This window comes from Nonomuraea sp. N2-4H (genome assembly GCF_045291505.1).
GTDB lineage: Bacteria > Actinomycetota > Actinomycetes > Streptosporangiales > Streptosporangiaceae > Nonomuraea > Nonomuraea fastidiosa.
In genome coordinates this window covers 7,106,295-7,127,368 of the sequence record NZ_CP147987.1, presented here as the reverse complement: position 1 = coordinate 7,127,368, position 21,074 = coordinate 7,106,295, and the positions used below count along the sequence as shown (strand labels likewise).

Annotated in this window: 20 protein-coding genes; 14 read left to right on the top strand and 6 right to left on the bottom strand. The window is 71.3% G+C overall.

Features of this window, described 5'->3' with window-relative positions:
* Positions 1 to 87: 87 nt before the first annotated feature.
* Complete coding sequence (locus WBK31_RS32695; protein WP_406673644.1) at positions 88 to 753, top strand: hypothetical protein; 666 nt, start codon at positions 88 to 90, stop codon at positions 751 to 753.
* A 1-nt stretch (position 754) separates the two neighbouring features.
* Here WBK31_RS32695 and WBK31_RS32690 read toward each other — a convergent pair whose 3' ends face one another.
* Positions 755 to 1,123, bottom strand: coding sequence for a hypothetical protein (locus WBK31_RS32690; protein ID WP_406673643.1), 369 nt, complete (start codon positions 1,121 to 1,123; stop codon positions 755 to 757).
* Between the two features lie 219 nt (positions 1,124 to 1,342).
* Here WBK31_RS32690 and WBK31_RS32685 point away from each other — a divergent pair, with 219 nt between their 5' ends.
* Complete coding sequence (locus WBK31_RS32685) at positions 1,343 to 2,626, top strand: IS701 family transposase (protein WP_364070937.1); 1,284 nt, start codon at positions 1,343 to 1,345, stop codon at positions 2,624 to 2,626.
* 362 nt (positions 2,627 to 2,988) lie between these two features.
* Here WBK31_RS32685 and WBK31_RS32680 read toward each other — a convergent pair whose 3' ends face one another.
* Positions 2,989 to 6,441, bottom strand: a complete 3,453-nt coding sequence (locus WBK31_RS32680; RefSeq protein WP_406673642.1) for a tetratricopeptide repeat protein — start codon at positions 6,439 to 6,441, stop codon at positions 2,989 to 2,991.
* Between the two features lie 122 nt (positions 6,442 to 6,563).
* On the bottom strand, positions 6,564 to 7,271 hold the full coding sequence (locus tag WBK31_RS32675) for a response regulator transcription factor (RefSeq protein ID WP_364062940.1): 708 nt from the start codon (positions 7,269 to 7,271) through the stop codon (positions 6,564 to 6,566).
* A gap of 175 nt (positions 7,272 to 7,446) precedes the next feature.
* Here WBK31_RS32675 and WBK31_RS32670 point away from each other — a divergent pair, with 175 nt between their 5' ends.
* The 10 genes from WBK31_RS32670 (at position 7,447) to WBK31_RS32625 (ending at position 13,652) form a co-directional block, all read left to right on the top strand.
* Complete coding sequence (locus WBK31_RS32670; protein ID WP_406673641.1) at positions 7,447 to 7,698, top strand: MoaD/ThiS family protein; 252 nt, start codon at positions 7,447 to 7,449, stop codon at positions 7,696 to 7,698.
* Positions 7,699 to 7,782: 84 nt separating this feature from the next.
* Positions 7,783 to 8,448 (top strand): DUF2993 domain-containing protein, encoded by a 666-nt coding sequence (locus WBK31_RS32665; protein WP_364062946.1) that lies wholly within the window; start codon positions 7,783 to 7,785, stop codon positions 8,446 to 8,448.
* Positions 8,449 to 8,485: 37 nt separating this feature from the next.
* On the top strand, positions 8,486 to 8,998 hold the full coding sequence (locus WBK31_RS32660) for a sigma-70 family RNA polymerase sigma factor (protein ID WP_364062949.1): 513 nt from the start codon (positions 8,486 to 8,488) through the stop codon (positions 8,996 to 8,998).
* On the top strand, positions 8,998 to 9,915 hold the full coding sequence (locus tag WBK31_RS32655) for a zf-HC2 domain-containing protein (RefSeq protein ID WP_364063265.1): 918 nt from the start codon (positions 8,998 to 9,000) through the stop codon (positions 9,913 to 9,915). Before WBK31_RS32660 ends, WBK31_RS32655 begins: the two co-directional genes overlap by 1 nt.
* 127 nt (positions 9,916 to 10,042) lie before the next feature.
* Entirely contained in the window at positions 10,043 to 10,420 is a 378-nt protein-coding gene (locus WBK31_RS32650; RefSeq protein WP_406675547.1) for a thioredoxin family protein, read from the top strand.
* A gap of 72 nt (positions 10,421 to 10,492) precedes the next feature.
* Positions 10,493 to 10,576, top strand: a complete 84-nt coding sequence (locus WBK31_RS32645; RefSeq protein ID WP_350668905.1) for a putative leader peptide — start codon at positions 10,493 to 10,495, stop codon at positions 10,574 to 10,576.
* A gap of 60 nt (positions 10,577 to 10,636) precedes the next feature.
* A complete protein-coding gene (locus WBK31_RS32640; protein WP_378786054.1) occupies positions 10,637 to 11,053 on the top strand; it encodes a DUF4395 family protein in 417 nt (138 codons plus the stop codon).
* Positions 11,050 to 11,889, top strand: coding sequence for a sulfurtransferase (locus WBK31_RS32635; protein ID WP_364062955.1), 840 nt, complete (start codon positions 11,050 to 11,052; stop codon positions 11,887 to 11,889). Before WBK31_RS32640 ends, WBK31_RS32635 begins: the two co-directional genes overlap by 4 nt.
* On the top strand, positions 11,889 to 12,188 hold the full coding sequence (locus WBK31_RS32630) for a DUF1416 domain-containing protein (protein WP_364062958.1): 300 nt from the start codon (positions 11,889 to 11,891) through the stop codon (positions 12,186 to 12,188). Before WBK31_RS32635 ends, WBK31_RS32630 begins: the two co-directional genes overlap by 1 nt.
* Positions 12,189 to 12,350: 162 nt before the next feature.
* On the top strand, positions 12,351 to 13,652 hold the full coding sequence (locus WBK31_RS32625; RefSeq protein ID WP_364062961.1) for a hypothetical protein: 1,302 nt from the start codon (positions 12,351 to 12,353) through the stop codon (positions 13,650 to 13,652).
* A gap of 95 nt (positions 13,653 to 13,747) precedes the next feature.
* Here WBK31_RS32625 and WBK31_RS32620 read toward each other — a convergent pair whose 3' ends face one another.
* A complete protein-coding gene (locus WBK31_RS32620) occupies positions 13,748 to 14,293 on the bottom strand; it encodes a hypothetical protein (protein ID WP_364062964.1) in 546 nt (181 codons plus the stop codon).
* Positions 14,294 to 14,821: 528 nt separating this feature from the next.
* Here WBK31_RS32620 and WBK31_RS32615 point away from each other — a divergent pair.
* Positions 14,822 to 15,370: a hypothetical protein gene (locus tag WBK31_RS32615; protein WP_364062967.1), complete on the top strand. Its 549-nt coding sequence runs from the start codon at positions 14,822 to 14,824 to the stop codon at positions 15,368 to 15,370.
* Between the two features lie 2,162 nt (positions 15,371 to 17,532).
* Here the strand turns inward: WBK31_RS32615 and WBK31_RS32610 are convergent.
* A complete protein-coding gene (locus WBK31_RS32610; RefSeq protein WP_364062970.1) occupies positions 17,533 to 18,183 on the bottom strand; it encodes a hypothetical protein in 651 nt (216 codons plus the stop codon).
* Entirely contained in the window at positions 18,180 to 18,845 is a 666-nt protein-coding gene (locus WBK31_RS32605) for a hypothetical protein (protein ID WP_364062973.1), read from the bottom strand. Before WBK31_RS32605 ends, WBK31_RS32610 begins: the two co-directional genes overlap by 4 nt.
* 170 nt (positions 18,846 to 19,015) lie before the next feature.
* Here WBK31_RS32605 and WBK31_RS32600 point away from each other — a divergent pair, with 170 nt between their 5' ends.
* Complete coding sequence (locus tag WBK31_RS32600; RefSeq protein WP_364062976.1) at positions 19,016 to 20,962, top strand: hypothetical protein; 1,947 nt, start codon at positions 19,016 to 19,018, stop codon at positions 20,960 to 20,962.
* Positions 20,963 to 21,074 lie beyond the last annotated feature (112 nt).

Below are 21,074 nucleotides of genomic sequence, written 5' to 3'. Positions count from 1 at the left end.
GACCTGCCGCTACCCGGTGACGCCCTCCTCTATCCCACCCGGGCCGATCACCCTTCAGGCGCGCATGTGCACTGGCATACTGCTCGGATGTCCGATTTCGCGGAGTTCCGGGAGCGGGGGAGGACCGCTCTGCTGGCCGGTGAGGCCACTCATGACGTGCCCATGACGGAAGGCCACCCGCGCTGGGGCGCGGCGGCCGTGCTGCGGCCCGCCGGCGAGGTCGTCCAGCGGCTGACGGAGCTGGCGGCCACCGTGCACGCCCCCGGTCACTGGGTGCACGGCGGCCCGGCCCTGCACGTCACGCTCAGGACGCTGGAGCCGTACCGCAGCGTGATCCCGCAGGACGACCCGCTGCGCCGCGCGTACGGCGAGGCGCTGGCCGAGGCCGCAGACGGGCTGCCGTCCGCCTGGGTCTACCTCGCGGGCGTCGCGCCGCACCGGGGCGGCGTCCTGGTGGGCGCGCACCCGGTGGACGAGACGCTGGAGACGCTGCGCAAGCGCTTCGCCGGGAACCCGCAGTCGAGGGGCGTACGCGACCTGGAGTACGGCCGGGTCCGCGACCGCTGGTACGTCAGCCTGGTCCACTTCGCCGCGCCCCTGACGAACGCCGAGGAGATCGTCGCCTGGTGCGACGCCCACGCGGACGCCGACTTCGGCCTCGTCGAGCTGCCGGCGGCGGAGATCGTCCAGTACGTCCACACCGGCTCGGCGATCAGGGGCGATCGCCTGGAGCTCGCTCCTCTGTCCGCCTGACTCACCCCATCACCAGCTCGGTGACGAAGTGGAGCAGGTGCCAGGCCACGTACGCGCTGAGCGAGGCGAACGCCCACTCCTTGCCCAGCCTGATGCGCGCGACCCAGCGCAGCTCCCCGGCCGGCTCCCGGCGCGCCCGCAGGCTCCTCGTGACGAAGTACGCCGAGACGAGCCACGCACCCCCCGACCCCACGACGAGCGCGGCCGACAGCGCGAGCAGCAGCGGCGACGGCGACGCTCCCGGCCCGCCGGAGAGCTGGTGCGTCCAGGCCGCGAGCAGGCCGCCGAGTATCGCGACGGTGATCCGCCGGTCCTTACGTGCCTGTCGCTTGAGCCACTGAAGGTCTCGCCGCAGATGGTTCTTGAGCATCCGGATCACCTCCGTGTGTGAATCGGCCGGTGAGTCCAGGTAACGAAAAGCTCAGATACGGCAGCCGTAGATCGTGATCTTCACGGTGTTGCCGCTGGTCGTGTGGCGTGACGCGAAGAGCCGCCGCGATCATGTCGAGTTGTGACACAAGACCAGGCCGCGGCGGCTCGTGCCGTCACCGTAGCGCATACCGAGCACGCCGCTCTACACCAGGAACTCATGGCCCGGATAGCGCCCTGCTTCCCCCGCCGTGAAAGCCGCGCCACCTGCGCACAGATGCTGGCGGGGCTGCTGATGGAACTGGAGGACAAGAACTGCTGGACCCTGGCCGAGGCGGCCGGACACCCCACCCCAGACCGACTCCAGCACTTCCTGGCCCGCGCCTCCTGGGACGAGCAGCAGGTCACCGCCCAAGCCGCCCGATGGGCGATCGAGCACCTGGACGACGGCGACCCCGACCACGCCGTACTGATCATCGACGAGACCGCCGACGCCAAGTCCTCCACCGACGCCGCCGCAGCCGCCCGCCAATACAGCGGCACCCTCGGCGGTGTCGCGTTATGCCAGGTCGCAGTCCACCTGGCGTACGCCACCCCACGCGGGCACACCATCCTCGACCGCGCCCTCTACCTGCCCGCAAGCCGCGCAGCCGACGACGAACACCGCGAGCTGGCCCACATCCCCGAACAGACCATGTTCGCCACCAAACCCCAGCTCGCCGGCGACCTGCTCCAACGCGCGCACGCGACCGGCATACGCGCCGCCTTCGTCACCGGGGACGAGGTATACGGCGGCCGTGAGCTACGCACCCTGATCCGCACCCTGCTCCTGGGCTACGTGCTGGCGGTCCGCTCCAGCACCACGATCATCACCCACGCTGGACGCACCCTCGCCGCCAAAGACGCCGCCACGCTCATCCCCGCCGGCGCATGGATGCGGCTGCGCACCGGCAGCGGCACCAAAGGCACCCGCCACTACGACTGGGCGATGCTGGCCATCCGACCCGACGACACCCCCGACGAGCACGACCCCGGACACGCCGCCCTGCTGATCCGCCGCCACCGCTACACCGGCCAGATGTCGTTCTACCGCTGCTGGAGCCCGCACCCGGTGCCGCTGGCCCGCCTGATTCACGTCGCCACGTCCAGATGGCGCATCGAAGAAGATCATCAACTTGCCAAGCAGACCTGCGGCCTGGACGCCGGACAGGTCATCCGCTGGCGCTCTTGGCACCGCTGGAGCACCATGGCCTTGCTCGCCTACGCCTTCATCGCCGTGGCCACCGCCTACCAGCGTCAACTTGACGGTCCCCTCGCCGAGCATCTCGGCCTGGTCGCCATCGCCATCCCCGAACTGCTCCGCCAACTGCGCGGCGTCGTCATCCCCGACCCACGACGGGACCCCGAGCACCGTCTGACCTGGTCCATCTGGCGGCGACGGCACCAATATCGAGCGCGCCTCTGCCACCAGCGATGGCATACCTACGCCGAGACAACACCATGATCACAACAATCTACGGCTGCCGTATCAGAGAAAGATCTGCGACCTCGATCCTGAGATTTCCCGACTTTTGTCGGCGTTTCGGGTTAAAGCCTGAGCAATTCCCGGCCGAAGCCGGACATTCCCGCGGCCGAAGCCCACCGACTTCTGCCCGCATCCCGAGCGGCCTCGGGTGAAGCCGGAGCCGTCACAGGGGCTGGGCCCTGAGGCTGCGGGGGCGCCGGGTCTGAGGTGGCGGAGGTGCTGGCCCTGAGGTGGCGGAGGTGCTGGCCCTGAGGTGGCGAAGGTGCTGGGCCTGAGGTGGTGGAGGCGCAGAACCCGAGTCGCCGAACCCGAGTCGCCGGAGGCGCAGGGCACGAGGCGTGTCACGCGTACAGCCGGAGCTCCTCAGCGGCTTGCCGCGCCTCCACCAGGTCGCCCACCTCTTCGAGCGTGTGCACGGCCTCCTTCAGATGCCTGACCGTCTCCTCCTGCCGCCCCATCCGGGCGGCGATGAGGCCGAGCGCCCGCGCCGCGCAGCCCAGGTCGCGCCGCGTGCCGCACTCCTGGTGCACGTCCCTGGCCTGGCGGGCGTACGGCAGCGCCTCCTCCACCCGGTCGAGGTCGAGCAGGATCATGGCGAGCGTGGTCAGTGCCGCCGCCCAGCGGTCGCGCGTACCGCTCTCGTGCTGCAACTCGACGGCCTCCCGCGCCGGGCTGAGCGCAGCGGCGGGCCGCCCGGCCGCGTGCAGCGCCTGCGCCACCGACAGCAGCGCGCTCGCCCGGTTGTCGCGCAGCTCCTCCCTGATCGCCAGCGCCGACTTGGCCGCGCGCAGCGCGTACCGGTGCAGCCCCAGCGACAGATAGGTGTACGCGAGTGTCTCCTGCACGTCGGCCTCGGCCCGCCGGATGCCCTTGCCCTGCACGATGTCGAGGGCCTCCAGCGCGTACGTGAACGCCACCTGCGGCCTGCCCTGCCGCCGCCGCACCCGCGCGAGACGGTTGAGCATGCGCGCCTCGACCGGCTCGTCCCTGATCATCCTGCTGATGGCCAGCGCCTGGTTGAGGTAGTCGTCGGCGCGCCGGTAGTCGGCGAGCCGCCAGTGGACGAGCCCGATGTCGCCGAGCGTCTCGGCCCTGCCCTGCTCGTGGTGCAGCTCGATCTGCACGGCCAGGGCCTGCTCGTAGTAGGACAGCGCCTCGTCGTAGCGTGAGCCGTTGCGTGCGATGCGGCCGAGCGCGCACAGGGCGCGGCCGCAGCCGTACTGGTCGCCGGTCGCCGTGTAACCGGCCAGGGCGCGTTCGGCGTCGCGCCTGGCGTCGTGCGGCAGCCGCAGCAGGTCGTAGATCTCGGCCAGGCACAGCAGCGTCTCGGCTTCGGCGTGTTCGTCGCCCAAGTCGTGGCAGATCGACAGCGCCTCCAGGCCCTCAGACAGGGCGGCGTTCGGCTCGCCCAGGTTGCGCTGCACGGTCGCCAGGATGATCAGGCTCTGCGCGGTGCCGCGCCGGTCGCCCAGCTCCTCGCGTACGTCGAGGGCCTCCCCCGCGTACTGGAGCGCCGGCTCGTAGCGCTCCTGCGACAGGTGCAGCCGGGAGAGCGTGTGCAGGCACTTCGCCACCCCCGACCGGTCGCCGATCTCCTCGTACAGGGCGAGCGCTTCGGCGGCGTGGCGCAGCGCCTGCTCGCTGTTGCCGGCGATGCCGTGCACCTCGGCCAGCTCGTTGAGCGCCCGCGCCTGGCCCTCGCGGTCGCCGAGCGCGACGTGGTCGGCCAGCGCCTCCCCGATGAACCTGGCGGCCAGCGTGGACGGCCCGATGTCGCGGTGGATGGAGCCGAGGTTGCCGCGCATGAGCGCGATCGCCCGGCGGTTGCTCACCTGCATGGCCGAGGCCAGCCCGCCCTGCTGCACCTCCAGGTTGTTCTCGTAGTAGCGCAGCCGCCTGAACGGCTCGAACACCGCCGCCGCCAGCCGCCACGCCATGCCGTGCGCGCCGCTCTCCCCGGCCATCCGCACGGCCGAGACCAGCGAGCGCCGCTCGGCCTCGAACCACTCGCCGGGCGTCTCCGGGTCGGAGGCCACCGCCAGGTAGTGGTCGAGCAGCCGCGCCCTGGCCTCGCGTACGCCCGCCTCGGCGTGCCTGCCCAGCTCCCTCGCAAGCCGCTTGACCAGGTCGTGCACCCGGTAGCGCGACCCGGGCAGCGGCTCGACCAGGTACGCCCGGTGCAGCCCCGCCAGCGCGGCGACCGCCTCCTCCACCGGTACGCCGAGCGCCGCTGCCAGCACCTCGGGCGTGAAGTCGCGTCCTGGCAGCAGCCCCACGTGGTGGAAGGCGCGCCGCTGCGCCGGGCTCAGCGACTCGTACGCGAGGTCGAGCGCCGACCTGAACGCCTCCTCCGGGTCGCCCACCAGCAGCCGGTCGGGCCTGCGCAGCTCCTCGACCCGCCCGCGCACGCTCAGCCCGGGGTTCTCGGCGAGCTTGGCGGCCGAGATCCGCAGCGCGAACGGATGGTAGAAGCACACCCGCGCCAGCTCGGCCAGCGCGTCCCTGTCGGCCGCCTGGGGCGAGTCCTCGCCCAGCACCGCGACCAGCAGCGCCACCGCGTTGCCGGGGTCGAGCACCTGCAGGTCCAGCAGGTCGGCGTGGCCGGTGGCGCGCAGCGGCCCCATCCGCGTCCTGCTGGTCACCAGCACCACGCAGTCCTTGCTGCCCGGCAGCAGCGCGCGCACCTGGGCGGCGTCGGCGGCGTTGTCGAGGACGAGCAGCAGCCGCCGCCCGGCGATCCTGCTGCGATACAGCAGCATCAGCTCTGCCTCGTCCGACGCCGGCATGTGCTCGCCGACGCCGAGCGAGCGCAGGATCTGCCCGAGCGCCTCGGCGACGGGCATCGGCGGCTGGCTCGGCGACTGACCGCGCAGGTCGATGAAGATCTGCCCGTCGGGGAACCGGTCGGCGTGCAGGTGCGCCCAGCGGGTCACCAGCGCGGTCTTGCCGACGCCCGGCAGGCCCTGCACGACCATCGTGTTGGGGCGCCGGGGCCGGTCGAGCCATTCGGTCAGCAGGTCGAGGCTCTGCTGGCGGCCGGTGAAGTCGGGCACGTCGGCGGGGAGCTGGCGCGGCTTGGGCATCTCGCGTACGGGGATCTGACTGCCCGGCTCCGGACCGCCCGGCCGGGTGAGGAACGGCGTCACCCGCCTCTGCCAGGGCGCCGACAGGTGCTCCCAGCTGCCCGCGGCGGCCCGCAGCGCGACCGGGTCGGCGATGTGCAGACGCCGGTAGCCGGGCCTGACCAGCCAGCCCCGCTGCACCCACTGGGTGAGCTGGCGCTGCACCACGTCGGGCGAGCTGCCCACCAGGTCGGCGAGCGTCTCCATGGACAGCGGCGGCGCGGACTCCGATGCGAGCCCGTAGCGCTCGTCCAGGTGCAGCAGCCAGACGGCGAGCCGGGCGGCGACCGGCGCGCGGGCCAGCGCCTCGTGCCTGCGGGCGGCGAGATTCCGCGCGAACAGCTCCTGCACCAGCGCGGTCGCCACGGCAGGGGCCGCCGCGGCCTGATCGCGCAGCCGGCGCAGGTCGATGGGCCAGGCGCGGACCTCGGTGAGCGCGTCCACCTTGACCCGGTCGGCGGGGCTCCAGAAGGCCAGCTCGCCGACGAGATCGCCGTCGCCGCGCAGGTCGTGGACGACCTCGCGCTCGCCGGCCGGGATGTACTCGCGGGCGTAGCCGTAATCGATCAGGTAAACGCAGTGGGCGGGCCGCAACGGCGAGCACATCGTCTCGTTACGGTGGAAGACATGCGGGCGGGCACCCTCGTCGACCAGCGCCTTGAACAGAACCACCGTGACACCACCCCGGGTGGGACGGCGGTGTCCCCGACATGACAGGCATCAACAGCCTGCGCGACGACCTGTCACATCAGTTGACGACAGCACGCTGCCGCTGTCAATCGGGTCGTCGGGGATCAGACGCTGGCGGATTCGGCCTTGTCGTTCTCGGCGCGGTCGGGCACGAAGCGGTAGCCGACGTTGCGGACCGTTCCGATGAGCGACTCGTACTCGGTGCCCAGCTTGGCACGCAGCCGCCGGACGTGGACGTCGACCGTCCTGGTGCCGCCGAAGTAGTCGTAGCCCCACACCTCCTGCAGCAGCTGGGCGCGGGTGAAGACCCTGCCGGGGTGCTGGGCGAGGTATTTCAGCAGCTCGAACTCCTTGAACGTGAGGTCGAGCACGCGCCCGCGCAGCCGCGCGGTGTAGGTGGCCTCGTCGATCGACAGGTCGCCGCTGCGGATCTCGTCGGGCACCTCCTCGGCCGCCTGCTGCGAGATGCGGCCGGTGGCCATGCGCAGCCGCGCCTCCACCTCGGCCGGGCCCGCGCTGTCGAGCAGCACGTCGTCAACGCCCCATTCGGCGGTCATCGCGGCCAGCCCGCCTTCGGTGACGACGACCAGGAGCGGGCAGTCGATGCCGGTGGTGCGGATCAGCCGGCACAGGCTCTTGGCCTGCACGAGCTCCTTGCGGGCGTCCACGAGAACGGCGTCCGCCGGCGGCGTGTCGATGAGCGCGGAGGCCTCGGCGGGCGCGACGCGAACCGAGTGGAGCAGCAACCCCAGCGCCGGAAGCACCTCGGAGGACGGCTCGAGGGCGTTGGTCAGCAGGAGCAGGTTGCTCATTACGGCCTCCTCAAACACACAAGGACCCGGGGGCTACGTCGCCCGAGTCCTGTAGGTGAGGATATCCCACGACTAAGTCGCGTCCATTGCGCGTCCAGCAGGTGAACAGCGCGTCTCCTGAAACAAGCTTGTTAAGGGCGACGCACAATAAGGCTGAAACGATTGTGAGGCAGGCATGGCCACAGGAAAAATACGTTATTGGGCGGCGGCCAAGGATGCCGCGGGCGTCGCGGAAGAGCCGTTCGACGCGGTCACTCTTGGTGAACTGATGACGAAAATCACACAGAATCGTGCCGAACTGGCGCGCGTGGTCCGCCGCTGCTCTTTCCTGGTGGACGGCTCTCCCGTGGGCAAGCGCGCCCACGATCAGGTGATACTCGCCGAGGGTGCGACCGTCGAGGTGCTGCCGCCCTTCGCCGGCGGCTGATCCGCAGGTGAACGCGTGCTCGTCCCGGGAATGAGTCAAACCGGATCGGTAGGCTCTTGACCCCCGCTCACGACAAGGAGCCCCATGCGCAAGCTGATCGTTTCACTGATCGTGCTCATCATTCTCCTTGTCGCAGCCGACAGGGTCGCGGTTGCCGGAGTCGAGCGCGACCTCGCCAACAGGATCGCCGCCTCCGCCGATCTGTCCGGCACCCCTACGGTGACCATTAAGGGCATCCCCTTTCTCACCCAGGCGTTCTCGGGCCACTATCCCGAAGTCGAGTTCGATCTCGGCACGTTCACCTACGGTGGGGTGCCGATCAGAAATCTGCACGGGGCGGCGTACGACGTGACGGCCCCGCTGGCCGAGATCCTGCAGAACCGCCCCGACATCAGGGCCGGGCGCGTCGCCGTCACCGGCACGATCAGCAGGGCGACCATCGACAAGTTCGCGCCCCAGGGCGTCAAGATCGGCGGCAACGGCGGCAGGCTCACCGCGTCGGGCGAGGTGACGGTGGGGGTCAACAAGGTGAAGTTCAACGCCGAGATGCGGGTCGAGCTGGCGGACGGAGGCATCAGGGTCCAGGCGGAGAAGATCGAGGGCGTGCCCGACGAGGTCGCCCGCATGGTCTCCTACACGATCCCGTTCAAGGGAAAGCTGCCCTTCGACGTGAAGGTGACCGAGGTCGAGAGCGTGCCGGGCGGGCTCAGGCTCTCGGCGGAAGCGACGAACGTGCCGATCCGTGGATGAGCGTGAACCGTCGCGTCCTCGCGTACGTGATGAGGACGTGACAGCAGCGGACACCGCCGACGAGGAACTCGTGAGGACCCTCTTCGACGAGCACGCTGGGCCGCTCTACGGCTACGTCCTGCGTTTGACCGGCGACTCCGGCAGGGCCGAGGACGTCGTCCAGGAGACCCTGCTACGGGCCTGGCGACATCCCGAGGCCATGTCCGGCCGGCCGATCAGGGCGTGGCTGTTCACGGTGGCCCGTAACCTCGTCGTGGACCAGCACCGCGCCAGGAAGGCCAGGCCGCCGGAGACCGGCGACGAGGCGCTTTCTGTCCTGCCGGCCGACGACGAGCTCGAGCGCGCGGTCGAGTCGTGGGCGGTGGCCGAGGCGCTCGCCGCGCTGCGGCCCGAGCACCGCGACGTGCTGCTGGAGGTCTACTACCGGGGGCGATCGGTGAAGGAGGCGTCGGCGACGCTGGGCATTCCGCCGGGCACGGTCAAGTCCCGTACGTACTACGCGTTGCGCGCCCTGAAGCTGGCGCTCGAAGAACGGGGGCTCGCACCGTGATGACCTGCGAGGAGGTCCGGATCGCGCTCGGCGCGCACGCCCTGGGCGCGCTCGATCCGGAGGAAGCGCTGGAGATCGACCACCACCTGGCCACCTGCGAGGCGTGCGGCGCCGAGCTGGAGGAGCTCGCGGGGGTGACGACGTTCCTCGGTAAGGTGTCCGAGCGCGACGTGGAGGTGGTGAGCAGCCCCCCGCGTCAAGTGCTCGACCGGCTGCTGAACGACCGCGCCAAGCGGTCGCGCCGCGGCCGGATCCTGACCGCGGTCGCGGCGTGCGCGGCGGTGCTGGTGGTGGGCGGCACGGTCTGGACGGCGATCCAGACCCGCCAGGCGGCCGAGACGACCGCCGCCCACCCGGTGGCGCAGTCCGAGCGGTCCGCCGGGCCCGATGACGCCGCGCCGCGGGTACTCGCCGACCAGGGCGCGCCCGAGTCAGGGGCCGCCGAACGCGACTCCCGCATGCCGAGTTCGGCCGAGCAGGCTCCCGTACGGCCCAGCCCTTCGCGCTCCCCCGAGCCCGCGCAGCCGTACGGGCAGGCCGCCACGCCGGCACCCGAGCGGGCCGAGGAGAGCGCGTCGTCACCGGCTGAGCAGCGCAAGGCCATGGAGGGCCGCGAGTTCAGCGGCTCCAACAGGGCCGGCGGCTACGGCGCCACGGTCCAGGCCCTGCCCGGCGACGGCGGCACCGAGCTGGGCGTGCGCGTCACCGGCATCCCGGTCGGCACCACCTGCTCCCTGGTCGCGGTCGGCGACGACGGGCGGCGCGAGGCCACAGAGAGCTGGACGATCGGCCCCGACACCTACCGCGACAAGACCGTCTTCCCGCGGCGGACGTCGATGACGATGGAGGAGATCGCCCGGTTCGAGATCGTGGACGAGGCGGGCACGGTGCTGGTCGAAGTCCCGGTGAGGAAGTGATCGCGCACGCCCGCGTCTTCGGGTGGGGAAGGAAACGCGGGCGTGCGCGGTTGCACCGGGGTGGACGACCGGATGGGCGGCGCCGGCGGGGCACCGGCGCCGGGCACGCTGAAACGAGGTGATCCACCTGCGCCGCGACGACCGCAGCCGCCACGCCGGCGCGGAGCACAGGTCTGAGCGGGAGCGGCTGTCGGCGGGGGAGCTGGGGGCGGAGAGCCTGGGCGAGCGGGCGACGCTGGTGCACTTCTCGACGGCGTTCTGCCAGCCGTGCCGGGCCACCAGGCGGGTCCTCGCCGACGTCAGCGCGCTGGTGCCGGGCGTGCGTCACATCGAGGTGGACGCCGAGTCGCGGCTCGATCTCGTACGCCGTCTTGAGATCACCGGCACCCCCACGGTGCTGGTGCTCGACCCGGAGGGAGCAGTGGTCAAAAGGGCGTCCGGCCTGCCGCGAAAGCACGAGGTGCTGGCCGCGCTCGCGCTGGCCGTACCCGACCCGGGAACGTGAGGCGTCTCACACGCTGTCTCACTAACCGGACGAGATGTGACAGATGACGAGACGCCGAGTAGTGTCTTGCTCATGAACCCATCGACAGAGCTGCTCACGAAGCGGCGCGCGGTCGACTTCTGCCGCGTCGCCACCGCGCTCTGTCGCGCTGCCTGAGGACGATCTCGCGCGGATCCACCATCCGCCCCAAATCGACCCTTCAGGGAGCATCCCGCGATGCGTGCCTATCCCAGAGCGCTGCGCCCCGGCGCGGCAACCACCCTGGTCGTCCCCCACCCGGTCACCGAGAGCCGTCGGCTGCTCGCCGTCCGGGTGCTCGACCGCATGCTGGGCGCGTTCTCGCGCAGGCCGTACGCGATGCTCGGCTCGGCGCTCGCCGCTAGTGCGCTGAAGGAGCGGAAAGACCGCAAGACGCAAGGCTCGCCCCGGCTCTCGCCGGAGATCGGGCCTGTCGTCGCGGTCGCGGGCGTGGCCGGATCCGCCTCCGGAATCATGCCGATGGCCCACACGGCCACGGCTGCGGCTCTCCTCGCCGCTTTCCTCATCGCAGCCTTCGGTATCTGCCTTGGCTGCGCGATGTACCTGCTCATTCGCCGACTACTGCCCGCCGCCAACATGGAGGTATCTCAATGAGCCGCTCCGCCGCCCTGGTGGACGCCGACTGGGTCGAAGCCAACCTCGACACGCCCGGGGTCGTCATCGTCGAGGTCGACGAAGACGTCAGCGCCTACGACAAGGGCCACATCCGTGGCGCGGTCAAGGTCGACTGGCGCAACGATCTGCAGGACCCGGTGCGCCGCGACTTCGTCGACAAGACGGGGTTCGAGGCGCTGCTGTCCGACCGGGGCATCTCCAACGACGACACCGTCGTCCTCTACGGCGGCAACAACAACTGGTTCGCCGCCTACGCCTACTGGTACTTCAAGCTCTACGGCCACGAGAACGTCAAGCTGCTCGACGGCGGCCGCAAGAAGTGGGAGCTCGACTCCCGCGAGCTGGTGACCGAGGTGCCGCAGCGGCCCAAGACGCAGTACGTCGCCAAGGAGCAGGACACCAACATCCGCGCCTTCCGCGACGACGTCGTGGCGGCGATCGGCAAGCTCAACCTCGTCGACGTGCGCTCGCCCGACGAGTTCACCGGCAAGCTGCTCGCCCCGGCCCACCTGCCGCAGGAGCAGGCGCAGCGCGCCGGCCACGTGCCGACCGCCCGCAACATCCCGTGGTCCAAGGCGGCCAACGACGACGGCACCTTCAAGTCCGACGAGGAGCTGCGCGCCCTCTACCAGGAGGCCGGGGTCGACTTCGGCAAGGACACCATCGCCTACTGCCGCATCGGCGAGCGGTCGGCGCACACCTGGTTCGTGCTGCACGAGCTGCTCGAGCAGCCCAACGTCAAGAACTACGACGGTTCGTGGACCGAGTACGGCTCGCTCGTGGGCGTGCCGATCGAGTTGGGGGAGGCCCGCTGATGACCGCACAGGGTTGCGGGGCGCCGGAGCAGACCGTGACGCTGCCCGCTGGTATCGATCTGTCCAACCAGGCCGTCATCCAGGGCGTCGTGACCGGCGCCGGCACCGCGTACGCGCGGCTGCTCGACCACACCGGTGAGTTCACCGGCGAGGTCGTGGTCTCCGACGACGGCATCTTCCGCTTCTTCGCCGCGCCGGGCGACTGGACCGTCCGCATCATCGCGGGCGGTGGCGTCACCCGCGACGTCAAGGTCCAGGCCAAGCTGGGCGAGGTCGCCCAGCTCGCCGTGGCCGTCTGACAGGCGACACGTCAGGGCCCGCGTCCGGCTCTCCGGACGCGGGCCCTTTCGCATGCCCTGGGTCCCTTCGCGGCAAAGTGGCCGTTCACCTGGTGCTTGATTGCGGAGCGCTTTCGAGGGTTGCGGCTGCGTCACAAGGGACAGAACGCTACGATTCCACAGATGTCCGGTTCGACAGGTGTGACGGCGCCCCCGCAACCAGGGCCCACGCCGGCTCAGGAGATGCCGTCGCCGTACTCACTGCCCCTGCACGCCCTTCGCCTGGCGGGCAAGTGCGCGCTGCCGCTGATCCTCTGGTTCGCCGCGGGCGAGCTCCTCCGGTTCGTGCTGCTCTACGCGGCCAGCGAGGTCCCGTACGGAGACTTCAAGCAGCTGCGCTACGTCGGCGTCATGACCCTGCTCACGCTCATCGTGCTCGCCGCGATGACCGTCACGACCGGCATGCTGCACGCGCTGCGCGGCGCCCTGTGGGAGATGCGCGCCAGGGCCGACGAAGGCGTACGCGACGAACCGCTCTTCCGCACCCTCGACCGCGTCGCCCCCACCTTCGCGGTGCTCTACCTGGCCTGGGGCTTCCAGACCGAGGACGCCAGAGACGTCTACCAGATGGACATCTTCCATCACTACTTCGAGCAGACCGAGGCGTCCTGGTTCGGCGAGGAGAGCGACGTCGGGCGCGGGCTCGTCGACCTCGACTGGCGGGTCTCGCTCGGCGCCATGGCCGTCATGTTCGGGCTCAAGTGGCTCTTCGCCAAGTTCGTCGAACAGGGCCGAGGCAGGTTCTACGGCTTCCTCGCCGCCTTCTCCGAGTTCGCCTTCGTCTTCTACGGCCTGAACGCCACCGTCGCCTTCGGCGACGCCCGCTCGGAGTGGATCCAGCACCGCAGAGCCGTCGCCGGCACCGAGGAACTGCTCACCCAGGCCAAGGAGGGCGTGCCGCTGTGGGCGGACATCACCGATTGGTTCGGCGAGGTGTGGCCGCTCGTCCTCGAGGGCGTGGCCGTGCCGCTCGCCTGGCTCACCGTCGCCATGCTGGTCTTCGGCGTCTACTCCGACGAGACCCGCACCCTCCTGCGGGGCACCCGCCTGGAGCGCGGCCTCGACAAGCTGGAGAGCAGCCACGACCTCACACAGAAGTCGTTCGACCGGCTCACCGGCGGCTTCCGCGACCGCTGGGTGCCGCTCGCCAACTCCCTCCGGATGATCTTCAATGGTGGGCTGCCGCTCTTCGGCATGATGTGCCTGTGCTACTCGGTGCTCGCCGTCGGCGGCCAGTACGCCCAGCGCGGGATCATGATGCTCATCGGCACCCGTGACGAGTGGGTCGGCATCTACCAGGTCCAGCCGGTCGCGTTCGTGCGCGAGATGGTGGTGACCGTGCTCACCATGGCGCTGCTCGCGGCCACGTACGACATCGCCGCCACCCGGGCCCGCCGCGCCGGCCGCCCCCTCGACGAGATCTGACCGGCCGCCAGGCCGGCCTCGGGCTCGGCTCCCGCGCGGCCGGCGTGACTCCCGTATGAGCGGGCATGGGCTGCCGGCCGTATGGGCGGCGGCGTTCAGCGGCGCTTGAAGCGGAGCACGTCCACGTCCGGCACCAGCTTCGCGGCGCCCTCGCGGGTGAACAGGTCGTCGATCGGGGTGTCCGAGCGGTAGTTGCTCGGCCGGAACGACAGCTCCACCTCGTCCGCGACCGCCGTCGGCACGATCGCCAGGCCCTGGATCTTGTACTCCCTGCCGACCACCAGCTTGTCGGTCGGCCGGTCGCCCACCGGCTCGATCGGCACCGTCCAGATCCGGCCCGAGCGGTCCTGCACCTGGACGTCATGCGGCTCGGCCACCATCGTGGCGCTCTTCTCGTCCACGGCCTTCCTGGTGATGTCCACCTTCAGCCAGGTCACCTCGGGGCCGTGCGTGTTGCCGGCGGGCGGCTTCGTGCGCTCCATGGCGGCCCGCCACTCGATGCCGTTCACCTTGCCCGCCTGGCCCGCGGGGACGACCGTCTCCTTGGTCTCCTCCTCGGCGACCTTCTCATAGAAGAGGTGGCCGTCGTAGGTGTGCGCGGCCGTTGTCAGCAGGCACGCCAGCGCGGCCGCGGCGGCCACCAGCGCCGTACGACGCTTCGACCTGCCCCCGCCGCTGCCCGCCTCACCGGAGGGCGGCCCATCCTGGCCCCCGGACCTGCCCAGGGACTCACCCGGCCCGTCCGCGCGGAATTGCCCGTACTGTCCGGGCCCGGGCTCCTGCCCAGGGAGGCCGTACGGGCCGGGGCCGCCGTACGGCGCCGAGGGATCATGCGCGTGCGAGGCCGCGAAGCCGTGCGGGTTCGGGCCACCGGGCTGCGCCGAGAGATCGTACGCGCCTGGGCCGCCGGGCTGCGCCGAGGGGCCGTGCGTGCCTGGGCTACCGGGCTGCGCCGAGGGGCCGTGCGTGCCTGGGTCACCGGGCTGTGCCGGGTCACCGGGCCGCATCGGGTCGCCGCCCTGCCCCGCGCCACTTGGCCGGTAGGGAGGCGGCGGGCCACCCGCCCTGACGGCGGGCATGGGCTGCGTGGCACCACCGACCGGCTCCTTGGGTGCGGGCGGCCACACCTGCTGATCGGTAACGACCGGCCGCGCCCGCCCCTCGGCCCCATGCCGAGCACCACGGCCCTCACCGGCACCCTGCCCAGGGCCACGGCCTCCGCCGACCTGCCCGACAGCACCGCCTTCGCCAGGCTGCCCGAGAGCACCGCCTTTGCCAGGCTGCCCGAGAGCACCGCCTTCGCCAGGCTGTCCGGAAGCCCTGCCCTCGCCAGGCTGTCCGAAACCGAGGCCTGCAGCGGGCTGTGGCCCAGCGCCGTAGCCGTCGGTACCTCGTCCGGGGCCGGCGTTTTCGTCGGCTTGTCCGGGGGTGGCGTCGACTCCCGGCCCAGGCTCGAAGCCTCCGCCGGGCTGCCCGTAACCGTGGGCGACGCCGGGCTGCGCGGGGCTGTAGCCGTCGCCGGCCCGTCCGAGGCCGGCGCGTTGGCCGCGCTGTCCGGAGGCATCGCCGGCTCCCGGCCCAGGGACGGACCCGAAGGCCGCCGTCGGAGCTTGCTCGTCGTAAGCGGGACCGCTCGAGTGCCTGCCGCCACGCGCGGCACCGAAGGCGGCCTCACCGCCCGCCAGGCTCCCACTGCCCGGCGTGGCACCGCCCGCTGACGTTGCACCACCTGAGAAGGCACCGCCGCCGGAGATGGCCTCGCCACCGAGAACATCGCCGCCGTCCGGCGCGGGACGCCCGCTGGGGACACCGCCTGTTTCTGGCACGGTGTGCCCGCCTGGGATACGGCCTGCGTCCGGCACGGTGTGCCCGTCTGGGATACGGCCTGCGTCCGGCATGGCACGCCCGTCTGGGATACGGCCTGCGTCCGGCACGGTGTGCCCGCCTGGGATACGGCCTGCGTCCGGCATGGCACGCCCGTCTGGGATACCGCCTGCATCCGGCACGGTGTGCCCGCCCGGGACACCGCCTATGTCCGGCATAGCACGCCCGCCCGGAGCACTGCCGGGCTCCGGCATGGCACCGCCACGGGACACGCCGTCGGCGCCCAGCACCCGGCTGTGCCCCTGCTCACCGCTGTGAGCGGGCTCGTCCGAGTGCCTGCCCGCCGGCTCCGGCCCCGAGCGGGGACCCCTCAGCCTGCGCCTGCCCGCGCCTGTCAGCCTGCGCCTGCCCGTGCCCGGCTCCGGACCACCCCTCCGGAGCCTGCCTGCGTGCCGTCCCATCCCCGAACCGTGGGTCGCCGGCTTGCCCCGGACCGTGCTCAGGTCCGAAGGCATGATCGCCGGTGGTGGCGTGAGGGCCGCTGTGGCCGCCCTCAGAGCCGTAGCGGCTCATGACGCTGTGCGGGCCGCTGTGCCCTTGCTCGGGGGCGTAGCCAGGGCCACCGGCAACCTGCGGGCCGCTGCGGTCGCGCTCGGGCGCGTAGCTGTGGCCACCGGCGGTGCGTGGGCCGCTGTGGCTTTGCTCGGGGGTGTAGCTGTGGCCGCCCGTAGCTTGCGGGCCGTTGTGCTCGCGCTCGGGGGCGTAGCTGTGGCCACCGGTAGTTTGCGGGCCGCTGCGGTCGCGCTCAGGGGTGTAGCTGTGGCCACCGGCGGCGTGTGGGCCGCTGTTGCCTTGCTCAGGGCTGCGCGGGTAGTCGTAGGTGTCGCCGGCAGGCTCGTGGGCCCTGCCCCAGGCCGGAGGCGGACCGGGTTCGCGACCGGCACCCCAGCCCTGCTGCGGGTCGGCGTCTCGGCCCGGCTGGGAGCCTGCGTCCCAACCACGCTGCTGGGTGGGGTCGGTGGTGCGGCCGAGGCTTGGGCGGTAGGTGTCGGACGAGCCGTAAGGTGCGGCGTCCGGGGCCGGGGCCGGGGCCGCGTGGCGGCGCCGAGGCAGAGGCGAGGAGCCCTGCTCAGAGTGCCCGCCTGAGACGGCCGGCCAGGCGTGCGGCGTCTCCTCGCCCGGCTGCTCGCCAGCCCAGCCCGCCTCCATGCGGTGGCCCGCTTCTGTGTGGCGGCTCGCTTCTGTGCGGTGGTCTGTGTCCGTGCGGTGGCTCGCGTCCGTGCGGTGGCTCGCGTCCGTGCGGTGGCTCGCGTCCGTGTGGTGGCTTGCCTCCGCGGGGGCGCCCAACCCTGTCGGGACGCCGGGGTGTGCCGCGCCGCTCTGCGGGGCGGGGCCGCCGAAGCGGTGGCCGAAGTCGTCGGAAGGACGGCCGTGGTCAGAGCCCCGGCCGTGGTCTGAAGCCCGGCCATAGTCCGAGGCCCGGCCGTGGTCCGAGGTCCGCCCGCCCGGGGCCGAGGCCGCGTTCGGTCCTGAGGTCCGCCCCGGGGCCGAGGCCGCGTTCGGTCCCGAGGGTCGGCCAGGGGTCGAGGGTGTGCCTGGTCCCGAGGTGCGGCCGGTGGGCGACGTCATGCCCGATCCCGGGACGCGGCCGAGGCCCGGCGTGGGAGGCGGAGCGTCCGTGGGGGTCCAGTCGTGTTCGGACGGGGACCAGTCGTACTCGGAGGTGGCGCTGTGAGCGGGCGGGCGGCCGGGCAGGCCGCCGCGCATCCCGGGCCCCGGCGGGAGACCCTTGCCGGGCACTTGCTCGTGGGCGGACTGCGGCGGCGCCTCGATCTCGGCATCGGCATCGGCATCGACGCCGAACTCGGTCCTGGCCCTGGCATTCAGGCTGGCGCCGAACTCGGTACCGGCCCTGGCATTCACGCCGGGGCCGAACTCGGTACCGGCCCCGGCGCCGCCCCGGGCACCGGAGCCGGGCTCAGGCTCGGTCTCAGGACCAGGTGTCGGGTTGACGCGTGGCGAGAACCAGTCACGCTCGTTCGTGCTCATCCTGAGATCACTTCTTAACGATCGAGTAGACGTCCTGCGGCGAGTCGGCGAGCTTGCGCGCCCCCGCCTCGTCCAGGCCGAGATCGATCTCGACCTCAGGCCGGTACGGCTCCTGCGGCCCCGCCTGCGGCGGCAGCTTGAACACCACCCGCGCCCCGGGCAGCGCGCTGGGCGGGATCTCGAAAAAGGACAGGCCGCCGACCCAGATGTCGGGCTGTACCCATTTGTTGGCCAGGGTCTGCTGGCTGTCCACCCGGTCGGTGGCGGCGAAGCGCTTGCCGTCGTCGGTCAGCAGGACGGGCTGCCCCAGGTGGTACGGCTTCATGCTGGACTTGGCCGACGCCCTGACGATGAGGAAGAGGTTGCCGGTCTCGATGGTCTCGGTGTCGGAGGTCTGGATCTTCTTGGCCGTGGTGAAGGAGTCGAGACGTACGGTGAACCGGCGGGCGTCGACGGCCTCGCCTTTGGTCCCGGTGTAACTGAGCGGGTCGCTCATCGCCCCTTCGCCGAGCGCCTTGGTCTGCAGCAGAACGGCGGCGGCGAGCATGGCGAGCCCGGCGATGACGCCGGTGACGCCGGTCCCGGCGCTTCTGCGGCGGTTGCCCCGGCGCGGCCGGCGGGCGGGGGCGATCTCGGAGCGTTGTTCGGTGACGGTCATGACGTGCCGCCCTTCTTCACCGGCAGGGTGACACGAGCCTTGATGACGGGCAGGTACGATCGCTCGCCCGCCTCTTCGGCGACCATGCCCCATTCGAGTTCGGCGTTGTTGAAGCCTTCGGTCAGTTCGAAGGAGGCCACGTCGAGGGTGACCTTGTCAGGCGGCTGCTGGCCGTCCTTGAGCCGGTAGCGGAGGATGACCTGGCTGGGCACGCCGGGGTGGAGCTGCCGGGTCTCGTCGCCCTTGCTGAGGGCGAACGCGAACGGCCCCGAGTCCCTGTCGAACGCGGGCGTGATCTTGACCAGGGACCCGGCGAAGGTGGTCGAGGTGAAGGCGTGTTCGAGCTTTTCAGGCGGCAGGCCGACGGGCAGCGTCTCGTCGCCCTTGTTGGTGACGTCGAAGACGACTTCGAGGAAGCGCTTGTCCTCGTCGAAGTCGTTCTGGGCGCGCTCGACCCGTACGCGCGACTCGACGAACTTGGTGTCGTACAGCCCCTGGTCGAGCACGGCGCCCTGGCCGAGCGGCTCGACCTCGTCGGGAGCCTCGTTGAGGCCGCCGAGCAGGGCGGTGATGCCGATGACGGTGAGGGCCGTCAGGGCGATTGCGGGCACCACTACCGGGCGTCTCGGCTTGTTACTGCGGTCGCCGGAGGGTTCCGTCATGGGTAAGGATGGTAATAGCTATCGCTTGTCCCATCTGCCGCAATGCTCCCATCGGACTGGTCAAATTGCCGAGAACCCTGCCGCTACGGTGGTTCTAGCTCATACGCTGTCACGGAGCGGGAATGGGCTGAGCCCTACACCTAATGACATATCGGCGGCCGGAGGGTCACGTGGCGGACGTGCATCCCGAGCATGCCCAGCTCCAGGCGGACCGCATCTACCTGGGCTGGCAGTACATCCTGCTCCATCCCGACCCGGGACCGCCGCCCAAGCGTCCCTCGCCGGTCGAGGAGCCGTCCGCGCAGGAGCAGCCCGATCCCGCCACGTCCGATCTGCTGCGCCGGGAGCGCCAGCTCGAGGACATGCTCAACCGGCCGGTACGCCACGTCCGCATGGCCATGCTGGTGCTGTCGGTGCTGATCGTGGGCGCCGCGCTGACCGGCTACCTCGCCTGGTCGTTCGCGGTGCTGGGGCTGATCGCGGCCGGCGGCGTGGCGGGCATCTGCAGCTACGCGCTGTTCCAGGGCGACCGCGCGGTCAGGTACCGGGTGATGGAGCAGCAGGCCCGCGACGAGCGGCGACGGCAGGAACGTGACAAGGAGCTGTTCCGCGCGCAGGAGGAGCACGCGCAGCGCTACCGCGAGTGGCAGGAGTCGAAGGAGCGCCACGACAAGCAGCTCACCTGGTACGCGGTGTCGGTGCCCGACGAGATCGACCGCATCGACGTGGCGGGCGGCACCTTACCCGGCTGGTCGGCGCTGATCACGCTGATCGGGGCGACCCGGCTCTACAGTGGCGGCCATCTGACCGTGCTCGACCTGTCGGAGGGCGCGATCGCCAAGGACCTGATCGAGCTGGCGCGCAAGGGCGGCGACGACCCGCTGGTGTGGGTGCTGCCGGTCGATCTGCCCAGGCTGGACCTGGGCGCCACGCTCAAGCCCGAGGCGTTCGCCGACGTGCTGGCGCACGTGGTGAGCGTCAGCGAGGAGCACCGCACCACCCGGGACCTCAGCTTCGACAACGCGATCCTGGAGCGGGTGCTGGAGGTGCTCGGCGAGAACGCCACGATCAGGCAGGTGACCGCGGCGCTGCGGGCCCTGGCGCAGGTGGGCGACCCGCGCGACGACCTGCGGTTCGGCCTGATCACCGCCACCCAGCTCGAACGCATCGGCACGCTGTTCGGCCGCGGGGTCAGCGACCGGGTGGTGATCGAGCGGGCCTGGGCGCTGGAGTCGCAGCTGCGCAAGCTGGAGTCGCTGGGCACGGAGGCCGTGCGGCTGCCGCCCGCCAGGCTGCGGGTGGTGAGCATGGACCGGCAGGCGGGCGTGTTCGGCAACCGGGTGCTCGGCACGTACGTGGCCACCGCCCTGACCCACATCCTGCGGCAGTCGCCCGCATCCGACCGGCCCTGGTACCACACGATCATCGTGGCAGGCGCGGAGAAGCTGAGGGGCGACGTGCTCGACCGGCTGATGGACGCCTGCGAGACCTCGCGTACGGGACTCGTCCTCACCTACCGGTCGCTCACCCCCACGGTCAGGGAGCGGCTCGGCCGAGGGCACGCGGCGGTGGCGTTCATGCGGCTCGGCAACGCCGAGGACGCCAGGGTGGCGAGCGAGCACGTCGGCACCGAGCACCGCCTTGAGCTGGCCCAGCTCACCGAGACGATCAGCGAGTCGCTGCCGGGCCTGGACGGCGGCTACACCTCGACGATCGCGCAGGTCGAGGACGGCGCGCAAGCCCACGACGAGCACTCGCCCGACCTGAAGGGCGACATCACCGAGTCCACGGAATGGGGGCGCACCGCCGACAAGATCTCCGAAAAGGAACGGGTGCTGCAGCGCTCGCGCGAGTTCCTCGTCGAGCCGCACCAGCTCCAGCAGCTTCCCACCACGTCCGTGATCGTCACGGACGCCACCGCGCAGGGGCGTCGGGTCCGCCTGGCGGACGCGAACCCGGCCATCCTCACCTTCCCCAAGACGACGCTCGGCGAGTTCGAGGAGGTCAAGGACGCGGTGCTGGCGCTCGACCCCAGAGCGGGCGGCGCAGACGGCGAGCCGCCGCCGAACCTCGGGCCGCCACCGCCGCGCCTGGACTGGCGCAAGGGCAGGCAATGACATGGTCAATGTCAAGGTGACGAGCTGACGGTTGGCGGAATTTAACAAAGAACCGTCTGTGGGGGATTGAAATGCAGCCGAGCGTCTCGTTGAGCGGGCCCTGGTATCGAAT

Bases quoted from the DNA above. Each gene is read 5' to 3' on its own strand.
- WBK31_RS32690 (WP_406673643.1), bottom strand. From the start codon at position 1,123: ATGCTCAAGAACCATCTGCGGCGAGACCTTCAGTGGCTCAAGCGACAG.
- WBK31_RS32625 (WP_364062961.1), top strand. From the start codon at position 12,351: ATGTCCGGTTCGACAGGTGTGACGGCGCCCCCGCAACCAGGGCCCACG.
- WBK31_RS32695 (WP_406673644.1), top strand. From the start codon at position 88: ATGTCCGATTTCGCGGAGTTCCGGGAGCGGGGGAGGACCGCTCTGCTG.
- WBK31_RS32615 (WP_364062967.1), top strand. From the start codon at position 14,822: ATGCCGAGCACCACGGCCCTCACCGGCACCCTGCCCAGGGCCACGGCC.
- WBK31_RS32605 (WP_364062973.1), bottom strand. From the start codon at position 18,845: ATGACGGAACCCTCCGGCGACCGCAGTAACAAGCCGAGACGCCCGGTA.
- WBK31_RS32630 (WP_364062958.1), top strand. From the start codon at position 11,889: ATGACCGCACAGGGTTGCGGGGCGCCGGAGCAGACCGTGACGCTGCCC.
- WBK31_RS32655 (WP_364063265.1), top strand. From the start codon at position 8,998: ATGACCTGCGAGGAGGTCCGGATCGCGCTCGGCGCGCACGCCCTGGGC.
- WBK31_RS32685 (WP_364070937.1), top strand. From the start codon at position 1,343: ATGGCCCGGATAGCGCCCTGCTTCCCCCGCCGTGAAAGCCGCGCCACC.
- WBK31_RS32635 (WP_364062955.1), top strand. From the start codon at position 11,050: ATGAGCCGCTCCGCCGCCCTGGTGGACGCCGACTGGGTCGAAGCCAAC.
- WBK31_RS32645 (WP_350668905.1), top strand. From the start codon at position 10,493: ATGAACCCATCGACAGAGCTGCTCACGAAGCGGCGCGCGGTCGACTTC.
- WBK31_RS32670 (WP_406673641.1), top strand. From the start codon at position 7,447: ATGGCCACAGGAAAAATACGTTATTGGGCGGCGGCCAAGGATGCCGCG.
- WBK31_RS32665 (WP_364062946.1), top strand. From the start codon at position 7,783: ATGCGCAAGCTGATCGTTTCACTGATCGTGCTCATCATTCTCCTTGTC.
- WBK31_RS32675 (WP_364062940.1), bottom strand. From the start codon at position 7,271: ATGAGCAACCTGCTCCTGCTGACCAACGCCCTCGAGCCGTCCTCCGAG.
- WBK31_RS32640 (WP_378786054.1), top strand. From the start codon at position 10,637: ATGCGTGCCTATCCCAGAGCGCTGCGCCCCGGCGCGGCAACCACCCTG.
- WBK31_RS32610 (WP_364062970.1), bottom strand. From the start codon at position 18,183: ATGACCGTCACCGAACAACGCTCCGAGATCGCCCCCGCCCGCCGGCCG.